17 protein-coding genes and 1 rRNA gene are annotated in these 24563 nt (G+C 57.5%); 8 read left to right on the plus strand and 10 right to left on the minus strand.

Annotation, left to right across the window (positions count from 1 at the left end; all coding sequences use genetic code 11):
• Window positions 1–71: 71 nt before the first annotated feature.
• The 5 genes from ACJO5Y_RS12895 to ACJO5Y_RS12915 all read right to left on the minus strand — a co-directional run bounded on the left by ACJO5Y_RS12895 (window position 72) and on the right by ACJO5Y_RS12915 (window position 4621).
• Window positions 72–1611: ribosomal RNA gene (locus ACJO5Y_RS12895) — 16S ribosomal RNA — on the minus strand.
• Between the two features lie 472 nt (window positions 1612–2083).
• Window positions 2084–3274 carry a formate-dependent phosphoribosylglycinamide formyltransferase gene (purT, locus tag ACJO5Y_RS12900; RefSeq protein ID WP_406987712.1) on the minus strand — a complete coding sequence of 397 codons (1191 nt, stop codon included), beginning with the start codon at window positions 3272–3274 and terminating at the stop codon, window positions 2084–2086.
• 27 nt (window positions 3275–3301) lie between these two features.
• Window positions 3302–3484 carry a DUF1289 domain-containing protein gene (locus tag ACJO5Y_RS12905; protein WP_127331754.1) on the minus strand — a complete coding sequence of 61 codons (183 nt, stop codon included), beginning with the start codon at window positions 3482–3484 and terminating at the stop codon, window positions 3302–3304.
• Entirely contained in the window at window positions 3481–4014 is a 534-nt protein-coding gene (locus ACJO5Y_RS12910) for a gamma carbonic anhydrase family protein (RefSeq protein WP_406987714.1), read from the minus strand. The genes ACJO5Y_RS12905 and ACJO5Y_RS12910 overlap by 4 nt, the downstream gene beginning before the upstream one ends.
• Before the next feature lies 1 nt (window position 4015).
• Entirely contained in the window at window positions 4016–4621 is a 606-nt protein-coding gene (locus ACJO5Y_RS12915; RefSeq protein ID WP_406987716.1) for an NUDIX hydrolase, read from the minus strand.
• 99 nt (window positions 4622–4720) lie between these two features.
• Between ACJO5Y_RS12915 and ACJO5Y_RS12920 the strand changes: the two genes are divergently transcribed.
• Complete coding sequence (locus ACJO5Y_RS12920) at window positions 4721–5269, plus strand: NUDIX hydrolase (protein ID WP_406987718.1); 549 nt, start codon at window positions 4721–4723, stop codon at window positions 5267–5269.
• 6 nt (window positions 5270–5275) lie between these two features.
• Here the strand turns inward: ACJO5Y_RS12920 and ACJO5Y_RS12925 are convergent, their stop codons facing one another.
• Complete coding sequence (locus ACJO5Y_RS12925) at window positions 5276–5587, minus strand: YqfO family protein (RefSeq protein ID WP_406987720.1); 312 nt, start codon at window positions 5585–5587, stop codon at window positions 5276–5278.
• Window positions 5588–6024: 437 nt separating this feature from the next.
• The gene (gene purL / locus ACJO5Y_RS12930; protein ID WP_406987722.1) at window positions 6025–9930 is read right to left on the minus strand and encodes a phosphoribosylformylglycinamidine synthase; all 3906 of its coding nucleotides are present in this window, start codon (window positions 9928–9930) and stop codon (window positions 6025–6027) included.
• Window positions 9931–10307: 377 nt separating this feature from the next.
• Here purL and mltF point away from each other — a divergent pair, with 377 nt between their 5' ends.
• On the plus strand, window positions 10308–11786 hold the full coding sequence (gene mltF / locus ACJO5Y_RS12935) for a membrane-bound lytic murein transglycosylase MltF (RefSeq protein ID WP_406988012.1): 1479 nt from the start codon (window positions 10308–10310) through the stop codon (window positions 11784–11786).
• A gap of 11 nt (window positions 11787–11797) precedes the next feature.
• Here the strand turns inward: mltF and ACJO5Y_RS12940 are convergent, their stop codons facing one another.
• Window positions 11798–12283 (minus strand): regulatory protein RecX, encoded by a 486-nt coding sequence (locus ACJO5Y_RS12940; protein ID WP_406987724.1) that lies wholly within the window; start codon window positions 12281–12283, stop codon window positions 11798–11800.
• Window positions 12284–12461: 178 nt separating this feature from the next.
• Here ACJO5Y_RS12940 and ACJO5Y_RS12945 point away from each other — a divergent pair, with 178 nt between their 5' ends.
• Window positions 12462–14933 carry a DUF349 domain-containing protein gene (locus ACJO5Y_RS12945; protein ID WP_406987726.1) on the plus strand — a complete coding sequence of 824 codons (2472 nt, stop codon included), beginning with the start codon at window positions 12462–12464 and terminating at the stop codon, window positions 14931–14933.
• Window positions 14934–14944: 11 nt separating this feature from the next.
• Here the strand turns inward: ACJO5Y_RS12945 and ACJO5Y_RS12950 are convergent, their stop codons facing one another.
• Window positions 14945–15208: a late competence development ComFB family protein gene (locus ACJO5Y_RS12950; protein WP_406987727.1), complete on the minus strand. Its 264-nt coding sequence runs from the start codon at window positions 15206–15208 to the stop codon at window positions 14945–14947.
• Between the two features lie 187 nt (window positions 15209–15395).
• Between ACJO5Y_RS12950 and ACJO5Y_RS12955 the strand changes: the two genes are divergently transcribed.
• The 4 genes from ACJO5Y_RS12955 to ACJO5Y_RS12970 all read left to right on the plus strand — a co-directional run bounded on the left by ACJO5Y_RS12955 (window position 15396) and on the right by ACJO5Y_RS12970 (window position 21955).
• On the plus strand, window positions 15396–16604 hold the full coding sequence (locus ACJO5Y_RS12955) for an acetyl-CoA C-acetyltransferase (RefSeq protein ID WP_406987729.1): 1209 nt from the start codon (window positions 15396–15398) through the stop codon (window positions 16602–16604).
• Window positions 16605–16637: 33 nt separating this feature from the next.
• A complete protein-coding gene (locus ACJO5Y_RS12960; protein WP_406987731.1) occupies window positions 16638–18788 on the plus strand; it encodes a 3-hydroxyacyl-CoA dehydrogenase NAD-binding domain-containing protein in 2151 nt (716 codons plus the stop codon).
• Window positions 18789–19046: 258 nt separating this feature from the next.
• A complete protein-coding gene (locus tag ACJO5Y_RS12965; RefSeq protein WP_406987732.1) occupies window positions 19047–21206 on the plus strand; it encodes a carboxy terminal-processing peptidase in 2160 nt (719 codons plus the stop codon).
• 35 nt (window positions 21207–21241) lie between these two features.
• Entirely contained in the window at window positions 21242–21955 is a 714-nt protein-coding gene (locus tag ACJO5Y_RS12970) for a helix-turn-helix domain-containing protein (protein ID WP_406987734.1), read from the plus strand.
• Here ACJO5Y_RS12970 and mtnA read toward each other — a convergent pair.
• Window positions 21944–23008, minus strand: a complete 1065-nt coding sequence (gene mtnA, locus ACJO5Y_RS12975; protein ID WP_406987735.1) for an S-methyl-5-thioribose-1-phosphate isomerase — start codon at window positions 23006–23008, stop codon at window positions 21944–21946. The genes ACJO5Y_RS12970 and mtnA overlap by 12 nt on opposite strands.
• Window positions 23009–23191: 183 nt before the next feature.
• Between mtnA and ACJO5Y_RS12980 the strand changes: the two genes are divergently transcribed.
• On the plus strand, window positions 23192–24523 hold the full coding sequence (locus ACJO5Y_RS12980) for a TRZ/ATZ family hydrolase (RefSeq protein ID WP_406987737.1): 1332 nt from the start codon (window positions 23192–23194) through the stop codon (window positions 24521–24523).
• Window positions 24524–24563 lie beyond the last annotated feature (40 nt).

Here is a 24563-nt window from a genome sequence, read left to right on the forward strand (position 1 = left end):
GACCCTTTTGCTCTCTTTATTAGCCAACCAAGTAATTCGTGTGGACTCTGACCGAAGCATTCGGCTTCGTTTAAGGAGGTGATCCAGCCGCAGGTTCCCCTACGGCTACCTTGTTACGACTTCACCCCAGTCATGAACCACACCGTGGTGATCGTCCTCCCGAAGGTTAGACTAACCACTTCTGGTGCAATCCACTCCCATGGTGTGACGGGCGGTGTGTACAAGGCCCGGGAACGTATTCACCGTGACATTCTGATTCACGATTACTAGCGATTCCGACTTCACGGAGTCGAGTTGCAGACTCCGATCCGGACTACGACGCGTTTTGTGAGATTAGCTCCCCCTCGCGGGTTTGCAGCCCTCTGTGCGCGCCATTGTAGCACGTGTGTAGCCCTGGCCGTAAGGGCCATGATGACCTGACGTCATCCCCACCTTCCTCCGGTTTGTCACCGGCAGTCTCCCTAGAGTTCTCAGCCGAACTGCTAGCAACTAGGGATAGGGGTTGCGCTCGTTACGGGACTTAACCCAACATCTCACGACACGAGCTGACGACGGCCATGCAGCACCTGTGTCAGAGTTCCCGAAGGCACCAATCCATCTCTGGAAAGTTCTCTGCATGTCAAGGCCAGGTAAGGTTCTTCGCGTTGCGTCGAATTAAACCACATGCTCCACCGCTTGTGCGGGCCCCCGTCAATTCATTTGAGTTTTAACCTTGCGGCCGTACTCCCCAGGCGGTCTACTTAGTGCGTTAGCTGCGCCACTAAGACTTCAAGAGTCCCAACGGCTAGTAGACATCGTTTACGGCGTGGACTACCAGGGTATCTAATCCTGTTTGCTCCCCACGCTTTCGCACCTCAGTGTCAGTGTTGGTCCAGGTAGCCGCCTTCGCCACTGGTGTTCCTTCCTATATCTACGCATTTCACCGCTACACAGGAAATTCCACTACCCTCTACCACACTCGAGCCTGACAGTTCGAAATGCCGTTCCCAGGTTAAGCCCGGGGCTTTCACATCTCGCTTATCAAACCACCTACGCGCGCTTTACGCCCAGTAATTCCGATTAACGCTTGCACCCTCCGTATTACCGCGGCTGCTGGCACGGAGTTAGCCGGTGCTTCTTCTGTGAGTAACGTCAAGCCTCATGGGTATTAGCCATAAGGTTTTCCTCCTCACTGAAAGTGCTTTACAACCCGAAAGCCTTCTTCACACACGCGGCATGGCTGGATCAGGGTTGCCCCCATTGTCCAATATTCCCCACTGCTGCCTCCCGTAGGAGTTCGGGCCGTGTCTCAGTCCCGATGTGGCTGATCATCCTCTCAGACCAGCTACGGATCGTCGCCTTGGTAGGCTCTTACCCCACCAACTAGCTAATCCGACTTAGGCACATCCAATAGCGCAAGGTCCGAAGATCCCCTGCTTTCCCCCGAAGGGCGTACGCGGTATTAATCCGGGTTTCCCCGGGCTATCCCCCACTACTGGGCAGTTTCCTAAGCATTACTCACCCGTCCGCCGCTCGTCAGCGGGGAGCAAGCTCCCCCTGTTACCGCTCGACTTGCATGTGTTAAGCCTGCCGCCAGCGTTCAATCTGAGCCATGATCAAACTCTTCAGTTTAAATCATACAAGAATCCGAAGATTCCCTATTCTTGCTCAAGACAAAACTCAATTTCGACGAGTCACTGTCCTGATATTTCGTATCCGAAACACCTCGGCCAGCGCCCACACGAATTACTTGGTTAACTTTTTAAAGAGCGTTCGGGGCTTGCCCGATCAAGGTGGCGTATTCTACATCGCTCCGCCGCCTTGTCAACCGTTTATTTCTCGCTGTTTCCGTCTCCGGAAACCGCCGAAAAACTCACCGGCTTACTGCTGTATCGAGGCGCGCATTCTACACTGAACCGCCACCTTGTCAACCGCTTTCTGAAGAAATTTGAAACTCGTTTTCTTCAATACTTTCAAACAGTTGCCTTTCGAATCCGGAGCCGCCTCAGTGGCTTACCCCTCGAAAGAGATGCGCATTCTACAGAGCTCAGGCGAGGTGTCAACGGTTCATTCAAAACTTTTTCCAAAGACCGTCACTGCCCCACTAAATATCCACTTTTACGGCTGCTGCGGAACGGGTTGCCTTTGCCCTGGCTTCTTCTATCGATTCCGCTTTCGCAAGGGCAACGCCCATGCGGCGGCGCCCCTTCAGTTCCGGCTTACCAAACAGCCTTAACTGGGTATCGGGATGAGCCAGCGCATGTTCAAGACCGGCATAAGACACCTCTGAAGAATCCCCTTCCGGGAGGATCACGGCTGAGGCGGAAGGCCCCTGCTGGCGAATCGCCGGTACCGGCAACCCGAGGATTGCAAGGGCATGAAGTGCAAACTCAGACAGATCCTGGGAAACCAGTGTCACCAGGCCGGTGTCATGAGGGCGAGGTGACACTTCGGAAAACCAAACATCGTCTTCCTTTATGAAAAGCTCAACCCCGTATACGCCATAACCGCCAAGGTTGCCCGCGACGGCTTCCGCTATCTCCCTTGAGCGGGCCAGGGCTTTTGCACTCATCGGTTGCGGTTGCCAGGATTCCCGGTAGTCACCGTCCTCCTGACGGTGACCTATCGGATCACAGAAGGAGATACCATCCCGGTGCTTCACCGTCAGCAATGTGATTTCGTAATCAAAATCCACAAAGCCCTCAACAATCACTCGCCCCTTACCTGCCCTGCCGCCGGTTTGTGCATACTCCCAGGCCGCCTCAATATCGTTTTCCGTTTTGACGGTGCTTTGCCCTTTACCAGATGAGCTCATCACCGGCTTCACCACCAGAGGCAAACCGATTTCCCGGACCGCCTCCAGATAATCTTCCCGGGTTTCGGCAAACCGGTACGGAGACGTAGGCAGTCCCAACTCTTCTGCCGCAAGCCGCCGGATCCCTTCACGATTCATGGTGAGATTGACCGCCCGGGCCGTCGGTATAACCCGATACCCTTCTTTCTCCAACTCCACCAGCTCAGGTGTTGCAATCGCCTCGATCTCCGGAACAATCAGATTGGGGCGCTCCTGTTCAATAACCGCGCGAAGCGCCTTACCATCCAGCATATCCACGACATGACTACGATGGGCAACCTGCATCGCCGGCGCGTTGGCGTAGCGATCAACTGCAATCACCTCGACACCAAGACGCTGGAGCTCAATGACAACTTCCTTCCCCAACTCCCCCGAGCCACAGAACAGGACTTTGAAGGCATTTGATTTCAGCGGTGTACCAACGCGCACGGTTTCAGACATCGTTCAGGGTTCCTGTAGCTTCAAGGTTTACAGCGCAACTTTCTCTTCACGCCTGGCAACTTTCTTTAGAACATCACGGCGCTCATCATTGGTCATCCGGGTCCAGCGCATGATCTCATCACCGGTCCGATGGCATCCGATGCAGACATCATTGGCATCAAGAGCGCAGACACTGACGCACGGAGAGCGCACCTTATCAGCGACTTTCATTGTTCAGGCTCATACGGTGCCAGTTGACCAAGATAGCGCTCGGCATTCTCGACATAATGAAGGGCGCTGAGCTCCAGCATCTTCTTCTGGTTGTCATTCAGTTCGCGCTTGATCTTGCCAGGCGACCCTACAACCATGGAGCCATCGGGAATTTCCATGCCCTCGGGTATCAGAGTGTTGGCCCCTATCAGGCAGTGCTTGCCGATCTTTGCACCGTTAAGGATCACGGCATTGATGCCGATCAGCGAATAGTCACCGATATTGCAGCCGTGAAGCATCGCCTTGTGGCCCACCGTAACACCGCGACCGAGGGTCAGAGGGATCCCCGGATCGGTATGAAGTACTGAGCCATCCTGCACGTTGGACTCGGGACCAATCGTAATCAGATCGTTATCCCCACGGATGACCACGTTAAACCAGATACTGGCCTTGTCCATCAACCGGACACTGCCAATGACCGTTGCGTTGTCGGCGACATATTGACCAGCGCCCTCCAGCTCTGGCTTGCGATCGCCCAGCGAATAAAACATATCAGCCTCCTGTGCGGGAAGTTTTGGGAGTGGGTGGTTCCAGAAGATCAATGCCAGCGCCGTATACGGCGTTGAGAAAATCGACCAGCACCACAGCCGACAATCCCCAGATCTGGTAACGCTCCCATCGGTAGCAGGGAACATAAAAAGTATGATTCAGAAAATCGAGAGCATCCGTACGCTCTCTATTGTCCTCCAGGAAAAATTCCAGAGGAACCCGAAAAATACTCTCGATTTCATAGGGATTCGCAGTCAACGGGTGATCGCAAGGAATCACACCCACGTAAGGTGTCACCAATATCCCATACCGCGACATGACCTGACTGAGTGGCGCGACTACCCGCACCTGGTCCGGGGGTAATCCGATTTCCTCGTGTGTTTCCCGGAGCGCTGTTGCCGCCAGGGAGGGATCGGACACATCCCGTTTACCGCCAGGGAAAGCCACCTGCCCTCGATGGGTATTGAGATTGGACGACCTTAGTGTGAACACCATTTCGGGATTCCGGTGATCGTCTGTAACCGGTACAAGAATTCCGGCCTCCGGATAATCCAACGCCAGTTGACGGGGCGCGTATCCGGCAAGTCGTTCTTTAAGGAGGTCGTGCAAAACCCTGCTCCACTTACGACTGACTATTGAATGAGACAGCGGCAGCACAGATCGTTAAACTTGCTACCAAACATTTTATATAAGTATACGGTGAAACCCATGAAATACTGCAGCACATGCGGCCATCCTGTTGAACAACGAATTCCCCAGGGCGATAACCGCCACCGCTATGTGTGCGTGAGCTGCGAAACCATACATTACCAGAACCCCCGTATCGTAGCGGGCACAGTTCCCATTTGGGAAGGCCGCATTCTGCTTTGCCGGCGCGCCATCGAACCTCGCTATGGCTACTGGACCCTGCCGGCCGGTTTCATGGAAAACGCGGAAACCACCATCGAAGCCGCCGCCCGGGAAACCCGGGAAGAGGCGCTCGCCGAGGTCAACATTGATGGCCTCTACACGATTATCGATGTCCCTCACATCAATCAGGTACACATGTTCTATCGTGCGACGCTGATCGACGGCACCTACGGGGCCGGTGAGGAATCCCTGGAAACCCAGCTGTTCGATCTTGATGACATTCCATGGGACGAGATTTCATTTCCGACGGTCCGGAAAACCCTGGAGCTCTACCTGGAAGATCTGAGACGCGAATCCTTCCAGGTACATGTCAGTGACATTCGCTACTCAATCAAAGCCCGCACGTAAGACCCGCTACATAGCCTCCATTCGATAGACTTCGTAGGCGGGCTCTTCATAGGGGTGCGCCTTCTTGAACGCTGCCAGCGCCTCACTGATGAGTTCGTCTTTACATACAAGCTCGACCTTGTATTCATCCACCACTTCCAGTTCGCCCTGCTGACCAAGAAACGGCTGACTGCCGTCCAGAGGACGGAACTGCCCCTGCCCCCGACATTGCCAGGCACAACAGTCGTAATCACCGATGCGGCCCGCCCCGGTTTCAAATAGCGCCGCTTTGGTTTGTTCCAGGTGTGTTTCCGGCACGAAATAACAAAGCTTGTACATGGCTTTCACTCCTCGAAACGAAACATCCGCCCCAACAACGTCGGATATTTTTTGTACAGATTAAGCATTTACCCACTTACCCACAGAATCTGTGGATAACTCTGGGGAAAGTTTTTGGGTACGTGCCCCCATCCCCCGTGATTACTGCACTTCCGTTAAATTGGCGACAAATTCACCTAAAGCAATAAACTCTTATTTATCAATATCTTACTAAAGTCGATCAAAAGTTGAACCAAAAATCATCTAATTGCTCATGGATCGCACAGCATGGCACCAACAATGTGCATAAACGTAACGAGTCAAGAGAAAAAATACCATTTCCAGGAGAAATTCCCCTTGAATTATGCACAGACTTGAGACTTGCAGGCACAAAAAAACCGGCCGAAGGACTTGCAGTTTTGCAACCCCTCAGGCCGGCTCCGGTTCAAGCGGAGTGATCAGCCAAACCAGCGACGCGCATTGCGGAACATCCGCATCCAGGGACCGTCTTCCTGCCACTCGCCAGGACGCCAGGAATGCTGAACCGCGCGGAACACCCGCTCAGGGTGAGGCATCATGATGGTAACCCGGCCATCACGCGTGGTCACACCGGTAATGCCGGCCTCGGAGCCGTTGGGGTTATATGGGTAACGCTCGGTCGCCCGGGCGCGATTATCCACATACCTCAAGGCCACCAGCTCGCTTTCCTCCAGCGCCGAAGCGGAGGCGGCGCCACCAAATTCGACGCGGCCCTCTCCGTGGGCAACCGCAATGGGCATCTTCGAGCCCGCCATACCGTCCATAAAGGCTGACGGGGAAGGCATGACTTCGGCCATCACCAGACGCGCTTCAAACTGCTCTGACTGGTTGCGCACAAAGCGTGGCCATCCCTCACTGCCCGGGATCAGCTCATGGAGGTTGGAGAGCATCTGACAGCCGTTACAGACACCCAGCGCCAGGGTGTCCTGACGATTGAAGAATGCCGCAAACTGGTCCCGGACACGATCACTGAACAGAATCGACTTGGCCCAGCCTTCGCCCGCTCCCAGCACGTCACCGTATGAGAAGCCCCCGCACGCCACAAGGCTGTTGAAACCTTCCAGCGAGATGCGACCGGAGAGCAGGTCACTCATATGAACATCAACCGACTCGAATCCAGCCCGGTCGAAGGCCGCCGCCATTTCAACCTGACCATTAACACCCTGCTCCCTGAGCACGGCGACCTTTGGTCGGGTACCGGTGTTCACAAATGGAGCGGCGATGTCTTCATTGATATCGTAACTGAGATCGACACTGAGCCCGGGATCTTCCAGATCCAGCAGATTGTCGAACTCTTCCTGCGCGCACTCGGCATTATCACGCAGGGACTGGACGCGATAGCTGGTTTCCGCCCACAACCGCTGCAAATCAGCCCGGGCTTCATCGACCACCGCTGTGCCTCTGAAGGTAAAGCGGACGCGATCGTCCTCCCTCAAAGAACCAATCACCGAGGTATGATCGCCAAGACCGGCTCCGGAGAACTGTTGCAGTACAAAATCGGTGTCTTCGCGGCGCACCTGGATGACAGCCCCGAGCTCTTCGTTGAACAGCTCCCGGGCAAACTGGGAGGCTTCTTCTGCCAGTCCGTCCAGCTTGATGTCGATGCCGGTGTGACCCGCAAAGCTCATTTCGGCGAGGGTTACGAACAGACCGCCGTCCGAGCGATCATGATAGGCCAGCAATTTATTGTCGCCGTTGAGCCCCTGAATAACCGCAAAGAACGCCTTGATGTCCTCAGGGTCGTCCAGGTCGGGAGCAACAGCGCCTACGTGGCGATATACCTGCGCCAGGGCCGAACCACCAAGACGGTTCTGGCCCGCGGCCAGATCAATCAGGATCAGGTCGGTTTCGCCGGCGTCCGTTATCAGCTGCGGTGTCAGCGTTCGTGCCACGTCAGTAACCGGAGCGAAACCGCTGATAATCAGGGACAGTGGCGATGTCACACTCTTCTGCTCACCGCTGTCTTCGTCCCAGACGGTTTTCATGGACATGGAATCCTTGCCCACCGGGATGGTAATGCCCAGCTCGGGGCACAGCTCCATACCCACCGCACGAACGGTTTCGTAAAGATTTTCATCCTCACCCGGGTGGCCCGCTGCAGCCATCCAGTTCGCGGACAAGCGGATATCAGACAGCTCCGCAATGGACGCCGCGGCGAGGTTGGTGATCACCTCTCCCACGGCCATGCGTCCGGAAGCCGGAGCATCAATCACTGCGACCGGGGTTCGCTCGCCCATCGCCATGGCTTCACCGGTACGGACATCGAAAGAGCTTGCCGTAACAGCCACATCGCTGACCGGCACCTGCCAGGGTCCGACCATCTGGTCCCGGGCCACCAGCCCCGTGATGGTACGATCCCCGATCGTAATCAGGAAACTCTTGGAGCCAACCGATGGCAACCGTAATACCCGCCTGATAGCGTCGTTCAGATCCACCTTGGTGGAGTCGAAGATCGGCTTGGTAAAGGAAGACCGGGATACGCTACGGTGCATGCGCGGCGGCTTGCCGAACAGCACCTCCATGGGAAGGTCAACGGGCTTGTCATCAAAATAGGAGTCACCCAGTTCCAGGTGATGCGCTTCGGTGGCTTCACCAATGACTGCGTACGGGCAACGCTCACGACGGCACAACGCATCAAACTGTTTCAGGTTCTCCGCTGCCACCGCCATGACGTAGCGTTCCTGGGATTCGTTGCACCAGATTTCAAGCGGGGACATGCCCGGCTCATCGCTGGGAATATCGCGCAGCTCGAACTTGCCACCACGACCACCATCCTTGACCAGTTCCGGCATGGCGTTCGACAGGCCACCGGCACCGACATCATGAATGAAGGCGATGGGGTTGTTCTCACCCATCTGCCAGCAGCGGTCAATCACTTCCTGGCAACGGCGCTCCATCTCCGGGTTATCACGCTGTACAGAGGCAAAATCCAGGTTTTCGTTACTGACGCCGGAATCCATGGACGACGCAGCACCGCCACCGAGGCCAATCAGCATGGAGGGACCACCAAGCACAATCAGTTTGGCCCCGACCGGGATATTGCCTTTCTCCACATGCTCGCCCCGGATGTTGCCGAGACCACCGGCAATCATGATGGGCTTGTGATAACCGCGAACTTCCTCACCGGCCGCGCCCGGCACCAACTCTTCAAAGGTGCGGAAGTAACCGGCCAGATTCGGACGGCCAAATTCGTTGTTAAATGCGGCGCCGCCGATCGGCCCCTCAATCATGATGTCCAGGGGCGAGGCAATGCGGTCCGGCTTGCCGTAACCGATTTCCCAGGGCTGCGGATCATCGGGGATATTCAGGTTCGACACCGTAAAGCCCGCCAGCCCGGCTTTTGGCTTCGAGCCGCGACCGGTTGCGCCCTCGTCACGTATCTCGCCACCGGAACCAGTCGCGGCGCCGGCAGCAGGCGCGATCGCCGTGGGGTGATTATGGGTTTCCACCTTCATCAGGATGTGGATGTCTTCCTGGTTGTACCCGTAAATACCGGTCTCAGGATCCGGGAAGAAACGACCACCACGGCTGCCACGAATAACGGAGGCATTGTCCTTGTAGGCGGACAGCACCCCTTCACTGTTCATTTCATAAGTGTTGCGAATCATCGCGAACAGGGACTTTTCCTGCCCTTCCCCGTCGATATCCCAGGAAGCATTGAAGATTTTGTGGCGGCAATGCTCGGAGTTCGCCTGGGCAAACATCATGAGCTCAACGTCGGTAGGGTCGCGCTCCAGCTCCGTGAACGACTTCACCAGATAATCAATCTCATCTTCCGCCAGCGCCAGTCCCAGTGACTGGTTCGCCTCCACCAGAGCATCGCGACCACCGGCCAGGACCGGCACGCGGTTCAGCAAACGGGGCTCTTCATGACTGAACAGTAATTCCGCGCCGCCCATTTCATGAAATACTTTCTGGGTCATGCGGTCATGCAGGAGGGCGGCGATTTTCTCGCGCTGGGCCAGGTTCAGCTTGCGGTTGGCGCGGACGTAATAGGCAACACCCCGCTCAATCCGACGAATCTGACGCAGGCCGCAATTACGGGCGATATCGGTTGCCTTGCTCGACCAGGGAGACAGGGTACCGGGGCGCGGAACAACAAGAAACAGAACGCCCTCGGGCTCTTCCACCTGCACGCTCGGCCCGTAGGTCAGCAATCGGTCCAGAATGGCCTGTTCCGGCTCGGAAAGCTCGAACTCCAGATCGGTGAAGTGCATGAACTCGGCATAGACGTGCTCAACTTCTGGCACAACGTCCTGAATGCGAGCATGCAATTTGCTGGAGCGGAAAGGCGAAAGCGCTGGAGCGCCGCGAAGTTCAAGCATGATAGAAACCTGTATCGCGCGAAACTGGGAGGTCAGGGCGCCTGCCAGAATTGGCAGAAGGCACCCGGCCATCTGAAAGGCCGCCATGATACTTGAAAGCGTGGCAGGGATACAGCGCCACACGTGTAATTACGGCCATGTAAAATTGACATTGTTTTGCATATAAATTGATCACGTTTATTGACCGGCACGACCGGACCGGAGATCATGGTTTTGTGGCAACGGACGCCACCATCAGCGAAGAACTCGGATCAACCTGCACCGGCTTCAACGGTGATCGCACCAGCGGGGTTTGGTCGTACACTCAGGATCCTGCAGCAGTACCAGGGGAGACCAGGGATTTGTCAAAACTCAAATGGTATGCCAGAAGCCGATTGATGCACTGGCTTTTGCCTTTCGCTATTGTCATGTTGGCAGGTGGATGCTCCAGGCCGACCACATTGCAGGAGATCCGCTCGGAAGGCGTACTTCATATTATCACCCGCACTGCCCCGTCCATATACTTTGAGGGACGTGATGGCATCACCGGCTATGACTACGAACTCGCCAAACGCTTTGCTGAGGAGCTGGGCGTGGAACTTCGGGTGCGCGTGGCCGGGAACAACACCGAAATCCTGTCTGTACTTAATCGCAATTTCGCCCACATTGGCCTGGCTGGCCTGTCGAATCGTCCCGGGCTGGCTGAAAAATATCACGCATTGCCGACGGGAATTGAGGCCGAGTCCGTGGTTGTCTACCACCGGGGCACTGACCGCCCGGAAACCGTCGAAGACCTGGCCGGCACCACCGTGCACCTGGTGGCCGACAGCAACCACGAGCACCGACTGCTGGAGCTCCGGGAAAAACATCCGGATCTGAACTGGCAGGTTCACGCCACGCTGGATGCAGCCGGCGTCCTGGCACGTGTGGAGTCCGGGGAATTCACCATGGCCATTGTGTCGTCGAACGAGCTGGACCTGAACCACGTATACTTTCCGCAGGTGAAGGAATCCTTTTCCCTGGGCGAACCGGAAGAACTGGCCTGGCTTTTCCCCGCAGAGCAGGACGATTCATTAACGACGGCCGCACGGGATTTTCTCAACCAGCTCCGTGAAGACGGCACTCTCGCACAGTTGTCTGAAAGGTTTTACGGCCACCTTGACCGCCTCAACTACGTGGGTGCCCGCACCTTCGCTCACCACGCCAACAATCGCCTGCCGAAATATGAAGCGCTTTTCCGCAGCTATGCCGAGGATTACGGCATTGACTGGCGGTTACTGGCTGCGATCGGTTACCAGGAATCCCATTGGCGCCCGAATGCCGTGTCTCCCACCGGGGTCCGGGGCCTGATGATGCTGACACGGAATACCGCAGGCCAGATTGGTATCAACAACCGGCTGGATGCGGAAGAAAGCATCCATGGCGGCGCGAAGTACTTTACTCTCGTTCACCGCCAGATCCCTGACCGCATTCCGGAACCAGACCGGACCTGGTTCGCACTGGCTTCCTACAATGTGGGTTTCGGCCACCTAGAAGACGCACGAAGACTGACAGAAGACGCTGGCAGGAATCCGGACCGCTGGATGGACGTCAAGGAATTCCTGCCATTGCTGGCGCAGAAAGAATGGTACTCAAAGACCCGTTATGGGTATGCCCGGGGACACGAACCGGTGATCTATGTGCAGAACATCCGCCGCTACTACGACGTTCTGGCCTGGATGACGGAACCGGAGGAGGAACGCCCCGCACCGAAAGAGCCCTGGTTCGTGGAACTGGATGGAGCTGAGGCCAGCGACGGTTCCGCCAGCTCCAGGTCCGAAGGCGACATGCGAGCCATGTTACCGCGAGAGCTGGGAATGATTCCTCCCACCTTATAACGGCCGGGTCATCACCACTCCCCGTCTTCCCGCTCCACATAATCAAGCGCTGCCTCGACATGAGCCGAAGCGAACCCACGTCGCGTCAGGAACCTCGCCTGTCGCGCCTTCTCCTCCCAGTCTTCACGGATATCGATTCCGCCAAACCGTTTCAGACGCAACCGGATAGCCCGCTCCGACCAGTCTTTGTCATTCAGATCGTTCACACAGGCCGGGGTGTGGTGCACGCCTCGCTGCTGAAGCTCGGCAAGGATGCGGAGCGGACCGTAACCAAGATCCATGCGTTGGCGGGCGTAGATATCGGCAAAACGGTCATCATCCAGCCACCCTTCCGCTTCATAGTCATCCAGCACCGGCTCAATCACCTCATTGGGGATTTTTCGCTGCCGTAACTTGAGACTGAGCTCCAGCCTGCTGTGCTCTCGCCTGGCCAGCAACCGCAGCGCTGCCGAGCGGGCCCTGTATTCCAGATCCTCCGGATTTTCCTGTTTTCCCATTCTGACCCTTCCCGCAAACGCAGACAAAACGCTAGACTAGCCCCACTTACCAAAGCGGCTGCCTGATATCCAGGCAACCCGCTGACTTCTCCGGCTCCCTGCCATGGGATGCCGATGGTCGGTGCCGGCACACTGTGCCCCACACCGGGAACTGGTTTCAATATTCAAGGATACCCTGATGGCTGCATTCATCCAGAAACTGTTCAAAAACCGTAAATCCGCCGGAAAATCAGGTGCGACACCGGGTCGGGCAAAAGCCGCGCCGGTGCAACAGAAAGAGACACCGGAAGTGGACCTGAGGAAAGAGCAGCTTGAGGAACAAAAGCAGCAATTAGCTGGCTCTCCAACCGGGGATCAGCTTGAGCGGCTGGCCATCAGCGGATTAACCGCTGACCTGCGTACCGAGGCAGCCCGCCATATTACCGACAAATCCGCTCTGCAACGGGTGCAGAAAGAAGCCAAGGGGCGCGATAAGGCCGTCTATCAGCTGGTACGCCAGGCCCTGCAGGAAATCCGCCATGAAGAAGAACAGCAACAGAAAACCCGGGAACGCATAGAAACGTTGGTGGCCCAGGCGGGAGACCAGGCCCGCAGCGAAGACACCAAACTCTACGAAGCCCGCCTGGACGCTCTGCTCAGGCAGTGGGCCGAAGTAGAGCATGAAGCCTCCAGTGAGCAAACCACCGAATTCCTCGAAGCCGTTCACCGCTGCCGCGAACGGGTCGAGCACCTGAAGGCCGAGGCTGAGCAGACCCTGCGCCAGCAGGAGCAACAGAAACAACGCACCGAAACCCTTGAACTGCTGCAAGCAACGCTAGACGAGCTCAAACAGCAATCACCGGACCAGGCACCCTCCCTTTCAACACTGGATGCGCTGCAAAAGACCCAGGAAAACCGCTGGCTGGAGGCCACCCGCGAAACGTCGGTTGAGAAGCACGAACAGAAAACCTACGAAAGCTGCATGCAACCGCTGCGCAATTACATCGGGGCGCTGAAGCGATTTACCCAGCACCGGGAACAGCTGTCTGCCCTGTCGGAAAATCAGTCCGGGGATGGAGACCCGCAGAACGAGGCCCGGGAACTGATCAAGATCATTGACTGGCCAACAGACTTCAGTCGCCCCGCCCAGTTGGAGACTGTCTGTAAAATGGCCGGCACGGCCAAAACAAAACCGTCCCCAAAGCGCGACAGCAAGGAACAGAAACAACTGGCTGATGCCTTGAAAGCCAACCTGGAGAAGCTGGACACAGCGCTTGAGGCCAAGCAGCTCAAGGAATCCAGGCAGCTGTTCAAACACGCCCAGCACCAGTTCAGGGATCTCGATCACCGGCACGGCAAACCATTCCAGGCACGTATTCAACTTCTGGGCGGGCAACTCCGCGAACTGACAGACTGGCAGGGATTTGCAACCGAACCCAAACAGATAGCCCTGTGTGAACAGATGGAATATCTGGCCACCCAGCCAATAGAGCCGGAAGCTAAAGCCGAGCGCATACACGAGCTTCAGAACGAATGGCGTGAGCTGGGCGGTTCGTCTGACCGGGCGCTTTGGACTCGCTTCAAAGCCGCCTCAGACAAGGCATATGAACCGTGCAAAGCCTACTTTTCAGCCAAGTCCGGCCTCAAACAGGCCAACCTGGAAAAGCGTAAAGCGATCTGCGAGGAGCTGGAAACCTTCCTCGGCGCCGCCGACTGGTCCGCGATCGACTGGAAAACCGCCGAGCGTATACACCAGACAGCGCGCCAGGAATGGAAAGCGGCCTGGCCCATTGAGTTCCGGGACAATCGGCCGGTACAAAAACGCTTTGACGCATTACTGAAAAAACTCGAAGACCCCTTGGATGCAGAGCGCCAGAAGAACGAAGCGCTGAAACAGGACATCGTCGACCGCGCCAACGCTCTGATCAACCATGAGCCCTTGACCGACGCGATGAATCAGGCCAAGGCGCTACAGACTGAATGGACACAAATCGGCATCACCCGACACCGGGAGGACCGCAAACTTTGGCAGGCGTTCCGCAAAGCCTGTGACGAAATCTTCGCCCGTCGCGATGCCCGGAAGTCCGAGCAGCAACAAGCTGCCAGGGAAGCCGACGAGCGGGTGGAATCGGTGATTGCCGCCTGTGAAGCCCTGAATGGCGATGAAACCGATGCCGGCACAATCGAGAACGCGCTGGATGATCTCAAAACCCTGGCGTCGGAACCCGTATCGCAATCAGTCCGGGATCGCATGGGGGAGCAGAAGCGCCGCTTGTCGGACATACTGGAAGACCTTAAAACCCGGAGCAAGGTGCAGTCCTGGCAGGACCACGTCCAGGCCCGGCTTGCCGGCAATCAGGATAACGACAGCATCCCGGCGGCATGGCCGGCGCTGGCCGACGAGCCTGACACTATGGACGCCAGGGAGCTGGTCATCCGCGCAGAGATTCTGACCGGCGCGCCCTCCCCTGAATCGGATCAGGGACGGCGAATGGAAATTCAGGTACAGCGCCTGGCGGACGGCATGGGAAACACAGGAGATACGGATAGCGACAAGAATCGTAAGTTGGAAAGCCTGGTGGCGAACTGGTGCATCCAGCAACCCCAGGAAGCGCTTGACGGTGATCTGGCGACGCGTCTGAATAAGGCACTGGAAACGCTGCTGGGCTGAAGGTCACATCCTCAGTCCCTCTGATGGCTCGCCACAAAATCCCTGGCATCCTTAACGGCAGCCAGGGATTTTTGCTTCATACTCTTTAGTTCGTCATCTCCCAGGTAGAACATCATATCGATAGAGTGGCAGTAATATCGCGGTGGTAACCGGTTGAGGGCAACGCACATCACATCCGTCAGGAAGTCGGCAGTATCGGAGTCCTCCCGGGTGGCATCAATTGCATCCACCACCAGCCTTTCATAGAAATTGTCGATCGCATCTCTCAGGGACATTTTCAGCCTCCTGTTTCGATATGCCTGTAGTTAAACCATAGATCCCCCCAGCCCCCTTGTCATGGACCCGGTGAGCACTTTCGCCAATGCGATTGGCAGCCGGCGTCATTACCCACGGTGCCTGCAACCCGCTATGGTTAGTGCATCGGACTATCGTCCCGAAACAATAACCACCAGAGGAATAGCAATGACCACCGAAGCGTATATCTTCGATGCAGTACGCACCCCCCGGGGGCGCGGCAAGAAAGACGGTTCCCTGCACAGCGTCAAGCCCATCACGCTGCTGACCACCGTTCTCAACGCACTGCAGGAGAGGAACAGCCTGGACACTGCCCAGGTAGACGATATCGTGATGGGGTGTGTCACCGCCGTTGGCGATCAGGGCGCGGATATTGCCAAGACTGCTGCCCTGGCTGCCGACTGGGATGAAAAAGTGGCCGGCGTCACCCTGAACCGTTTCTGTGCCTCCGGCCTGGAAGCGGTCAACCTGGCCGCCATGAAAGTGCGTTCCGGCTGGGAAGATATGGTCGTGGCCGGCGGCGTGGAAGCCATGTCCCGTGTGCCCATGGGTTCCGACGGCGGCGCCTGGGCAACCGACCCCGCCACCAACCTGCACACCGGTTTCATGCCCCAGGGCATTGGCGCCGACCTGATCGCGACGATCGAAGGCTTCAGCCGTGAAGATGTGGATGGTTTCGCGGTAAAATCCCAGCAAAAAGCAGCCAGTGCCTGGGAAAAGGGCCATTTCGTCAAATCCATCATTCCCGTGACCGATCAGAATGGCGTGGTCATCCTGGATCGCGACGAACAGGTCCGCGCCAACACCACGGTTGAATCTCTCGCCGGGCTGAAGCCTTCTTTCCAGATGATGGGCGAGATGGGCTTCGATGGCGTCGCGCGGGAAAAATACCATTACGTGGAAAAGATCAACCACGTACATCATGCGGGCAACTCCTCCGGTATCGTGGACGGCGCTACCGCCATGCTGATTGGCAGCGAAGCCAAGGGCAAAGCCCTGGGGCTCAAACCACGGGCGCGCATCGTGGCAACTGCGGTCACCAGCACCGATCCCACCATCATGCTCACCGGCCCTGCCCCTGCTACCCGCAAGGCACTGGAAAAGGCCGGCATGACCGTCGATCAGATCGACCTGTTTGAAGTGAACGAAGCGTTTGCCTCTGTGGTCATGCGCTTCCAGAAGGAACTGTCTGTTCCGGATGAAAAAGTGAACGTCAACGGCGGCGCCATCGCCATGGGCCACCCGCTGGGTGCCACCGGCGCCATGATTCTGGGCACCCTGCTCGATGAACTGGAACGCCGTGAACTGCGCTTCGGTCTCGCCACCCTGTGTGTGGGCGGCGGTATGGGTATTGCCACCATCATCGAGCGCATCTGAGCCCGACACTTTTTCTGACAGGAGAACCGAATTATGAGCGCCATCCATTACGACCTGGTTTCAGACCAGATTCTGACCCTGACCATTGATATGCCGGGCCAGTCCGCCAACACCATGAATGCGGACTTCCGCCAGGGGCTGACCGAGACCGTTGCAAAGGTCAAAGAAGACCTCGACAGCATCCGCGGCATTATCGTTACATCCGCCAAGAAAACCTTCTTCGCCGGTGGCGACCTGAAAGAGCTGCACAAAGTTACCCGCGACGATGCCCAGGCTTTCGAAGACATGGTCAACGGCCTGAAAGCGGAAATGCGGGCCCTGGAGACCTGCGGCAAGCCCGTGGTTGCCGCCATTAACGGTTCCGCTCTGGGCGGCGGCCTGGAGATTGCCCTGGCCTGCCATCACCGCATTGTTCTGGACAACGACAGCATCCAACTGGGTCTTCCCGAAGTGACCCTGGGCCTGTTGCCCGGCGGTGGCGGCACCCAGCGTCTGCCCCGGATGATCGGCCTGGAGGCCGCGTTCCCATTCCTGATGGAAGGCAAGAAGGTCAAACCCAAAGCTGCCCTGAAAGCCGGCATCGTCAATGAGCTGGCTTCATCGCCGGAAGAGATGATGACCAAGGCCCGCGCCTTCATCGAAGCCAATCCCAAATGCCAGCAACCGTGGGATCAGAAAGGCTTCAAGCTGCCCGGTGGCGCCCCTCACCATCCGGCCATGGCTCAGAAGCTGGCGATTGCGCCAGCCATGCTCAAGCAGAAGACCAAGGGCTGCTACCCGGCACCGGAGCGCATTCTCTCCGCCGCCGTGGAAGGCGCTCAGGTGGACTTCGACAACGGCTGCCTGATCGAAACCCGTTATTTCGCCGAGCTGGTCATTGGCCAGGTGGCCAAGAACATGACCGGCACCTTCTGGTTCCAGCTGAACGCCATCAACGCCGGCGGCAGCCGTCCTGAAGGTGTTGAAAAGGAAACCTTCAAGAAGGTGGGTGTTCTGGGTGCCGGCATGATGGGCGCCGGCATCGCCTACTCCACCGCAACCCGCGGTATTGAGGTCGTCCTCAAGGACGTATCGGTGGAAAACGCCGAGAAAGGCAAAAGCTACTCCGAAAAACTGCTCGCCAAGAAAGTCAGCCGTGGCCGCATGACCGAAGAGCAGAAAGCCGAAGTACTGGGCCGTATCAAGGCCACGGATTCTGCCGACGACCTGGAAGGTTGCGATCTGGTGATCGAAGCCGTCTTTGAGGACAGCAGCCTGAAAGCCAAGGTCACCCAGGAAGCAGAGCCCAAACTGGTGAACAACGGCATCTTTGCCTCCAACACCTCGACCATCCCCATTACGCAATTGGCCGAGGCTTCCGCCAAGCCGGATCATTTTATCGGCCTGCACTTCTTCTCCCCGGTGGACAAGATGCAGCTGGTGGAAATCATCGTTGGCGAGAAAACTTCCGATGAGACCCTGGCAAGAGCGTTCGATTACGTTCAGCAGATTGGTAAAATCCCCATTGTGGTCAACGACAGCCGTGGCTTCTTCACTTCACGGGTGTTCGGCACCTTCGTAAACGAGGGAATCTCCATGCTGGGCGAAGGGGTGCATCCTTCCAGCATCGAGAATGCGGGTGTTCTGTCAGGTATGCCCGTCGGGCCGCTGGCGATCTCCGATGAAGTCAGCATGACCCTGATGCAGCACATCCGCGCCCAGAGCAAGAAGGACACCGAAGCTGCTGGCGGTACCTGGCAGCCACACCCGGCGGAGGCCGTGATTGATCAGATGGTGGATACCCATAACCGCAAGGGCAAGGCTGCTGGCGCCGGGTTCTACGAGTATCCCGCCAACGGCAAGAAGTACCTGTGGCCGGAGCTGGAAAACCTGTACGTGGATGCCGGAAAGGCCAGAACGGTGAAACTCCAGGACCTGAAGGATCGCATCCTGTTTATTCAGGCCATCGAGACGGTTCGCTGCCTGGAAGAAGGTGTCCTCAAAACCGTGGAAGACGCCAATATCGGCAGCATCTTCGGCATTGGTTACGCCCCCTGGACCGGTGGCGCCATCCAGTTCATCAACCAGTATGGCGTGAGGGCCTTCGCGGAACGAGCCAAAGAACTGGCGGATCAGTACGGCGATCGCTTTGCGCCTCCGGCATTGCTGCTGGAAAAAGCCGAAGCCAACGCGTTATTCTCGTAACCGGCGCATGCGGGGGCTGCCAGGCCCCCGCAATACACAACTTCCTGCAAATCAGGCTGCAAACCTGCCCACATCATGGACAGATTGTCACGAACCGATACGTCGGGGCTATGGCAACCGCCATTACGCTTGCCTACAATAAATTCATAAGCCAAATCCGGCGATACCGTTCAGGCGTATTTGTTCCAGGGGTACATACCCACGCAGCTTACCCGCCAGGCGTATCTGTATTGCCATGCACCGTCAGGTATAACGTTTATGAGCATCACTCAGCGATTGATCACCAGAAACTTGCAAGCCCGGCCAGTAGCCAAAGGCATCACCCTCGCGCTGATGCTGGCCCTGCCGTTTTCAGTCTCTGGTGCCATCGACCAGGATGCGCAGCAATACGAGCCGGTGGCCCCCACCGTGGAGCAGGCGCGCGCCAACATACTGATCGCCCGCCAGCTTCAGTTCACCCATTTCCGGGATCTGGGCATCAATGATTCCCTCTCCGGGGATGTCTTCGATGCCTACCTGGACTACCTGGATGGTCAGCGGATCTATCTCACCCAGGAGGACATCCAGAAGTTCTCGGCAATCCGCCTGGGGCTCGGTTCCGCCCTGAAGACCGGGCAACTCCAGCCTGGTTTTGATATTTACAACCTGGTCCAGCAGCGCATTATTGAACGCCTCAACTTTGCCCTCGCACTTATTGATGAGGGTATCGACAACCTGAACTTCGATGCCGAGGAAACCATTCTCCTGGATCGTTCAGAGGCCGAGTGGGAGCCCAACAAAGAAGCCCTGGACAAACTCTGGGTGAAACGAGTCAAGAACGCCGTTCTGGCGCAGCGACTGAATGGCTCAGACGACGAGGCCATTGAAGATAGCCTGCGCCAGCGCTATGAAGGCCAGCTCAAACGTGCCTACCAGGCCCGCAGCGAGGACGCATTCCAGGCCTACATGAACGCCTTCGCCGGCATGTGGGACCCCCATACTTCCTATTTTTCACCGCGCACCTCCGAGAACTTCAACATCAACATGAGCCTGTCCCTCGAGGGTATTGGCGCGGTGCTCCAGTCCGACAATGAATACACCAAAGTGGTCCGACTGGTTCCTGGCGGCCCCGCAGCCAAGCAGGGCCAGCTAAAACCGGCGGATCGCATCGTCTCCGTGACCCAGGAAGATGAAGAAAAGCCGGTCAACGTCATCGGCTGGCGCCTGGATGAAGTGGTGGATCTGATTCGCGGTCCCCGGGAATCCACGGTGACCCTGGAAGTTGTTCCCGCCAGCGCCACGGACGAAACCGTCACCAAGACCATTGCCATCAAGCGCGACAAGGTAAAACTGGAAGAGCAAAGCGCCAGCAAGGACGTTATCGAGCTTGACCGTGGCGGCGAGAGCTACCGTATTGGCGTTATTAACATTCCCACCTTCTATGCCGATTTCCAGGCCATGCAGGAAGGCGATCCCAACTACAAAAGTACCACCCGCGATGTCCGCAATCTGATTGAAGAACTCAAGGAAGACGGCGTCGACGGGGTGGTGATGGATTTGCGAAACAACGGCGGCGGCGCGTTGCACGAAGCCAACGACCTGGTGGGCCTGTTCATAGATCAGGGCCCCACGGTGCAGATCCGCAATTCCAATAACGACGTGCAGGTCCTTACCGATGAAGACCCCTCGGTAACCTACGACGGCCCGCTGGTAGTGCTGGTCAATCGCATGAGTGCGTCTGCCTCTGAAATCTTCGCCGGCGCCATACAGGACTATGGCCGCGGCCTGGTCGTCGGTTCCCAGACCTTCGGCAAGGGTACCGTACAGGCGGTGCGCCCGCTGAACCACGGGCAGCTGAAAATTACCCAATCGAAGTTTTACCGGGTATCCGGTGGCTCCACACAGCACAAGGGGGTCATTCCGGATATCGAGATTCCGTCCCGGGTCGATAAAACCCGCATTGGCGAAGATGCCCTTGATCACGCCCTGCCCTGGGATCAGATAGAGGCAGTTCCCCACGCCCGGTATTTTGATTTCAGCGGTATTATCGACGAACTGCGCAAGCGCCACGACGAGCGCTTTGAAACCAGTCCGGAATTTCGCCTGTTGCAGCAGGAAATTGATTTCCTGAAGGAACAACGGGAAATGGAATCCGTGAGCCTGAACCATGAACAGCGCAAGGAGCACCAGTCCCAGATCGAGCGCACACGCCTGACCATCGCCAATGCACGGCGCGAGCTCCGTGGTGAAGAACCTTTCGACACACTGGAAGAACTGGATGACTGGCAGGATATGCAGGCCGCAGATCTCGACAGCACCGATGAAGAGCTTGATTTCATCATCCGCGAGGGTGGCCATATCATGGCCGACATGCTCGAGCTGGACCAACGCATGGCGTCTATTCTGAACCCCAGGCAAATCACTGCCCAGGCGCGCTGAGAGCAGCGCCTGGCGCACGACCAACAAGGCCATCAATGACCGCCACAGACGACGATCGCAAGAAAGCGCAGATGCTCCAGGGCATGCTGATGGATGCCATGCATGCCATGAAGTCTCTGGACGAGGTGGAGGGCCTTGAACAGGGGGCGGAATCCCGGGATCAGAGGTCCCTGGTGAATCGCATTACCGGCATGACCGGCTCGGCCCTGCGTTTCGCCGCCCGCTCGACCGACACCTCGCTGCGTGTCGGCCGGGCGCTGATAAACTCCCAGGATCAGTTGCGGATGATGCTGACGGCTGGACAGTCCCTCAAGGACATCCGCGAAGTCGCCGGGCTGACATTGTCGGAAATGAGCGAGGCACTGAATCTCAAGGACAAGTCTGTCCTTGAGGCTGTGGAAAATGGCACCGCCACCCTGTCATTCGAGCTTATTCTGCGGCTTGCCGCGCTGATCGCCCGCAACGACCCGATTCCCTTCATCCTGCGCACCACCCGCAACTACAACCCGGAAGTCTGGCAAATCCTCAATGACTGGGGCATCGGCCGCCTGCCGTTACAGTTCGAGCGGGAGCGGGAATTCATCAATATCTTCCGCCGCCATGACGACGCCCGGAACCTCTCGGACGAAGGGTTCCGGAAGGTCCTTGAGTTCACCCGGCAAAGCTTTGAAATGTCCCTGCACTTTGTCGAGGAGCAGGAACAGAAAGCGGCGGAACTCAGGGACAAATACGAAGGTTCAGCCGAATAAAGCCCGCATACCGGTAATATTGGGGTTATGGACCACCCCTTTCTCGGTCACGATGGCATCGATCAGACTGGCCGGGGTGACATCAAAGACCGGATTGAACACGCTCACGCCCTCCGGTGCGATGGGAACCCCCTTGATCTGCCTCACCTCACTGCCCTCGCGCTCTTCAATGGGAATATCCTGCCCCGACGCCAGAGCCATATCGACGGTGCTTGAAGGCGCCACCACCATGAATCCGACTTTGTGGTGGCGTGCCAGCACCGCCAGGCTATACGTACCGATTTTGTTGGCGACGTCTCCATTAGCGGTGATCCGGTCCGCGCCCACCACAACCCATTTAACATCGCCCCGGGCGAGAATCGCAGCGGCTGCACCATCTGCATTCAGCGTGACGGGAACCCCCTCCCGAGCGAGCTCCCACGCCGTCAGGCGGCTACCCTGAAGCCAGGGGCGGGTTTCATCGGCATACACCCGCTTCAACAGTTTTTCCTCATGAAGGCGGCGAATAACCCCCAGCGCCGTGCCGTAACCTCCGGTTGCCAGTGCCCCGGTGTTGCAATGGGTCAGCACCGAAAACGGTGTTTCCGGAGCCATGAACTCCAGGGCATGGTCTGCCATGGCGAGGTTGGCCGCCAGATCATCCTCATGGATTCGCACCGCCATCGCCGCAAGACGTTTGACCGCCTCCTCCAGGGAATGGCAGCCATGAAACTCCTGCTCCATGATCTGCAGGGCCCAGAACAGATTGACCGCGGTCGGACGTGACGCCGCCAGTTCACGAATGGCCTGTTTTATTTCCGCCTGCCAGTCGCCACCACCAGCGTGGCGGGCCGCCAGGGCCACACCGTAGGCGGCACTGATGCCAATGGCGGGCGCCCCGCGTACCACCATATCGCGAATACACTGGGCAACGCCGGATGCGCCTTCCAGCGTAATCCAATGCTCCTCCGTCGGCAGCAGCCGCTGGTCCAGCAACTCCAGACTGCTTTCATGCCAACGCATGGCAACGGTACCAATTGCACGGTTTGCAGACGGCTTGGAAGACTTCGGCATCAGTGAGCTCCGGTAGATTAAATCCATCACACAGGCCCGCCAGTATACCCGCGTTAACGGGGGATTCTCAGCCCTGAATCCAGGGTAGTTCTCCGGGCGGTGGCTGGTTATACTTTCCGGCTACATTCTCCGGGATCTGTTCATGGTGACAGACGCCCGTACCGCACCCAAAAGGCAGGGTAAATGACGGCAGATACCATTACTGCAGCCGATATACGCATTAACGCCCGCTGGCTCGTTCCGGTGGAACCCGCTAACACCGTACTGCACAACCAGGCCGTTATCATACAGGGCGACCGGATTGCAGCGGTGGTATCCCGGGAAGAGGCCGACGCCCGCTTCCGTGCCCGGGAAACCATAGACCTGGACCAGCACGTGGTTTTGCCGGGGCTGATCAACATGCACGGCCACGCCGCCATGTCACTGTTCCGGGGCATGGCGGACGACCTGCCGCTGATGACCTGGCTGAACGATCATATATGGCCTGCCGAGGGCGCCTTTGTCAGTGAGGATTTCATTGCCGATGGCACTCAACTGGCCATGGCCGAAATGCTGCGCACCGGCACTACCACCTTCTCGGACATGTACTTCTTTCCGGAAATAGTTGCCCAGATGGCCCACGATGCCGGCATGCGGGCGCAGATCTGCTTTCCCCTGCTGGACTTCCCGACCCCCTGGGGCTCAGGCCCGGATGAGTATCTCAGCAAGGGAGCGGCCTTTATCCGGGAATGGCAAGATAATGAATACATCATGCCTGCCATCGGTCCCCACGCGCCCTACACGGTATCTGACGATCCAATGACACGAGCGGTGGCACTGTCTGCCGACACCGGAGCGCCCATCCAGATTCATCTGCATGAAACGGCGTTCGAGGTAGCGGAGGCGCTGGAGAAGTCCGGCAAACGCCCCACGGCCAGGCTCGCAGAACTGGGCGTGTTTGGCGCCCGCACCCAGTGTGTGCACATGACCCAAATCGATGAGTCCGATATCGCCTTGCTGCAGCAGTCCGGCGCTCATGTGATCCATTGCCCGGAATCCAACCTCAAGCTCGCCAGCGGGCTGTGCCCGGTGCAAAAACTGGCGGAGGCCGGCATTAACGTGGCCATCGGTACCGATGGCGCCGCCAGCAACAACGACCTGGACCTGTTTGGAGAAATCAGCACCGCCGCCATGGTAGCCAAAGTAGTGGCCGGGGATGCAGCCGCATTGTCCGCCCACCAGGCCATTGCCATGGCCACGATACAGGGTGCCCGGGCGCTGGGACGGGACCACGAATTGGGTTCGCTGGAAGCCGGCAAACTGGCGGATGTCATCGCTGTTGACCTGAGCGATCCCTTCCTGCAACCGGTTTATGATCCGGCTTCCCATCTGGTTTACAGCAACCACGGTCGCCAGGTCAGCCATAGCTGGATCAATGGCATTCCTCAGGTTCAGGATGGTCGGCTGACCCGAATCGATGTGCCAGACCTGATGCTCAGGGTACAATCCTGGTCTGACCGGATTCGTAACCAATAAGACAGGCACTTCCCCTGGCCGCCACCGTATTTTCAATCAG

Source organism: Marinobacter alkalisoli (assembly GCF_045449855.1).
In the GTDB taxonomy this organism is placed as follows: domain Bacteria; phylum Pseudomonadota; class Gammaproteobacteria; order Pseudomonadales; family Oleiphilaceae; genus Marinobacter.

Bases quoted from the DNA above. Each gene is read 5' to 3' on its own strand.
- ACJO5Y_RS12955 (WP_406987729.1), top strand. From the start codon at position 15,396: ATGACCACCGAAGCGTATATCTTCGATGCAGTACGCACCCCCCGGGGG.
- ACJO5Y_RS12925 (WP_406987720.1), bottom strand. From the start codon at position 5,587: ATGTACAAGCTTTGTTATTTCGTGCCGGAAACACACCTGGAACAAACC.
- ACJO5Y_RS12920 (WP_406987718.1), top strand. From the start codon at position 4,721: ATGAAATACTGCAGCACATGCGGCCATCCTGTTGAACAACGAATTCCC.
- mltF (WP_406988012.1), top strand. From the start codon at position 10,308: ATGCACTGGCTTTTGCCTTTCGCTATTGTCATGTTGGCAGGTGGATGC.
- ACJO5Y_RS12905 (WP_127331754.1), bottom strand. From the start codon at position 3,484: ATGAAAGTCGCTGATAAGGTGCGCTCTCCGTGCGTCAGTGTCTGCGCT.
- ACJO5Y_RS12945 (WP_406987726.1), top strand. From the start codon at position 12,462: ATGGCTGCATTCATCCAGAAACTGTTCAAAAACCGTAAATCCGCCGGA.
- ACJO5Y_RS12965 (WP_406987732.1), top strand. From the start codon at position 19,047: ATGAGCATCACTCAGCGATTGATCACCAGAAACTTGCAAGCCCGGCCA.
- mtnA (WP_406987735.1), bottom strand. From the start codon at position 23,008: ATGCCGAAGTCTTCCAAGCCGTCTGCAAACCGTGCAATTGGTACCGTT.
- ACJO5Y_RS12950 (WP_406987727.1), bottom strand. From the start codon at position 15,208: ATGTCCCTGAGAGATGCGATCGACAATTTCTATGAAAGGCTGGTGGTG.
- ACJO5Y_RS12960 (WP_406987731.1), top strand. From the start codon at position 16,638: ATGAGCGCCATCCATTACGACCTGGTTTCAGACCAGATTCTGACCCTG.
- ACJO5Y_RS12910 (WP_406987714.1), bottom strand. From the start codon at position 4,014: ATGTTTTATTCGCTGGGCGATCGCAAGCCAGAGCTGGAGGGCGCTGGT.
- purT (WP_406987712.1), bottom strand. From the start codon at position 3,274: ATGTCTGAAACCGTGCGCGTTGGTACACCGCTGAAATCAAATGCCTTC.
- purL (WP_406987722.1), bottom strand. From the start codon at position 9,930: ATGCTTGAACTTCGCGGCGCTCCAGCGCTTTCGCCTTTCCGCTCCAGC.
- ACJO5Y_RS12980 (WP_406987737.1), top strand. From the start codon at position 23,192: ATGACGGCAGATACCATTACTGCAGCCGATATACGCATTAACGCCCGC.
- ACJO5Y_RS12940 (WP_406987724.1), bottom strand. From the start codon at position 12,283: ATGGGAAAACAGGAAAATCCGGAGGATCTGGAATACAGGGCCCGCTCG.
- ACJO5Y_RS12970 (WP_406987734.1), top strand. From the start codon at position 21,242: ATGACCGCCACAGACGACGATCGCAAGAAAGCGCAGATGCTCCAGGGC.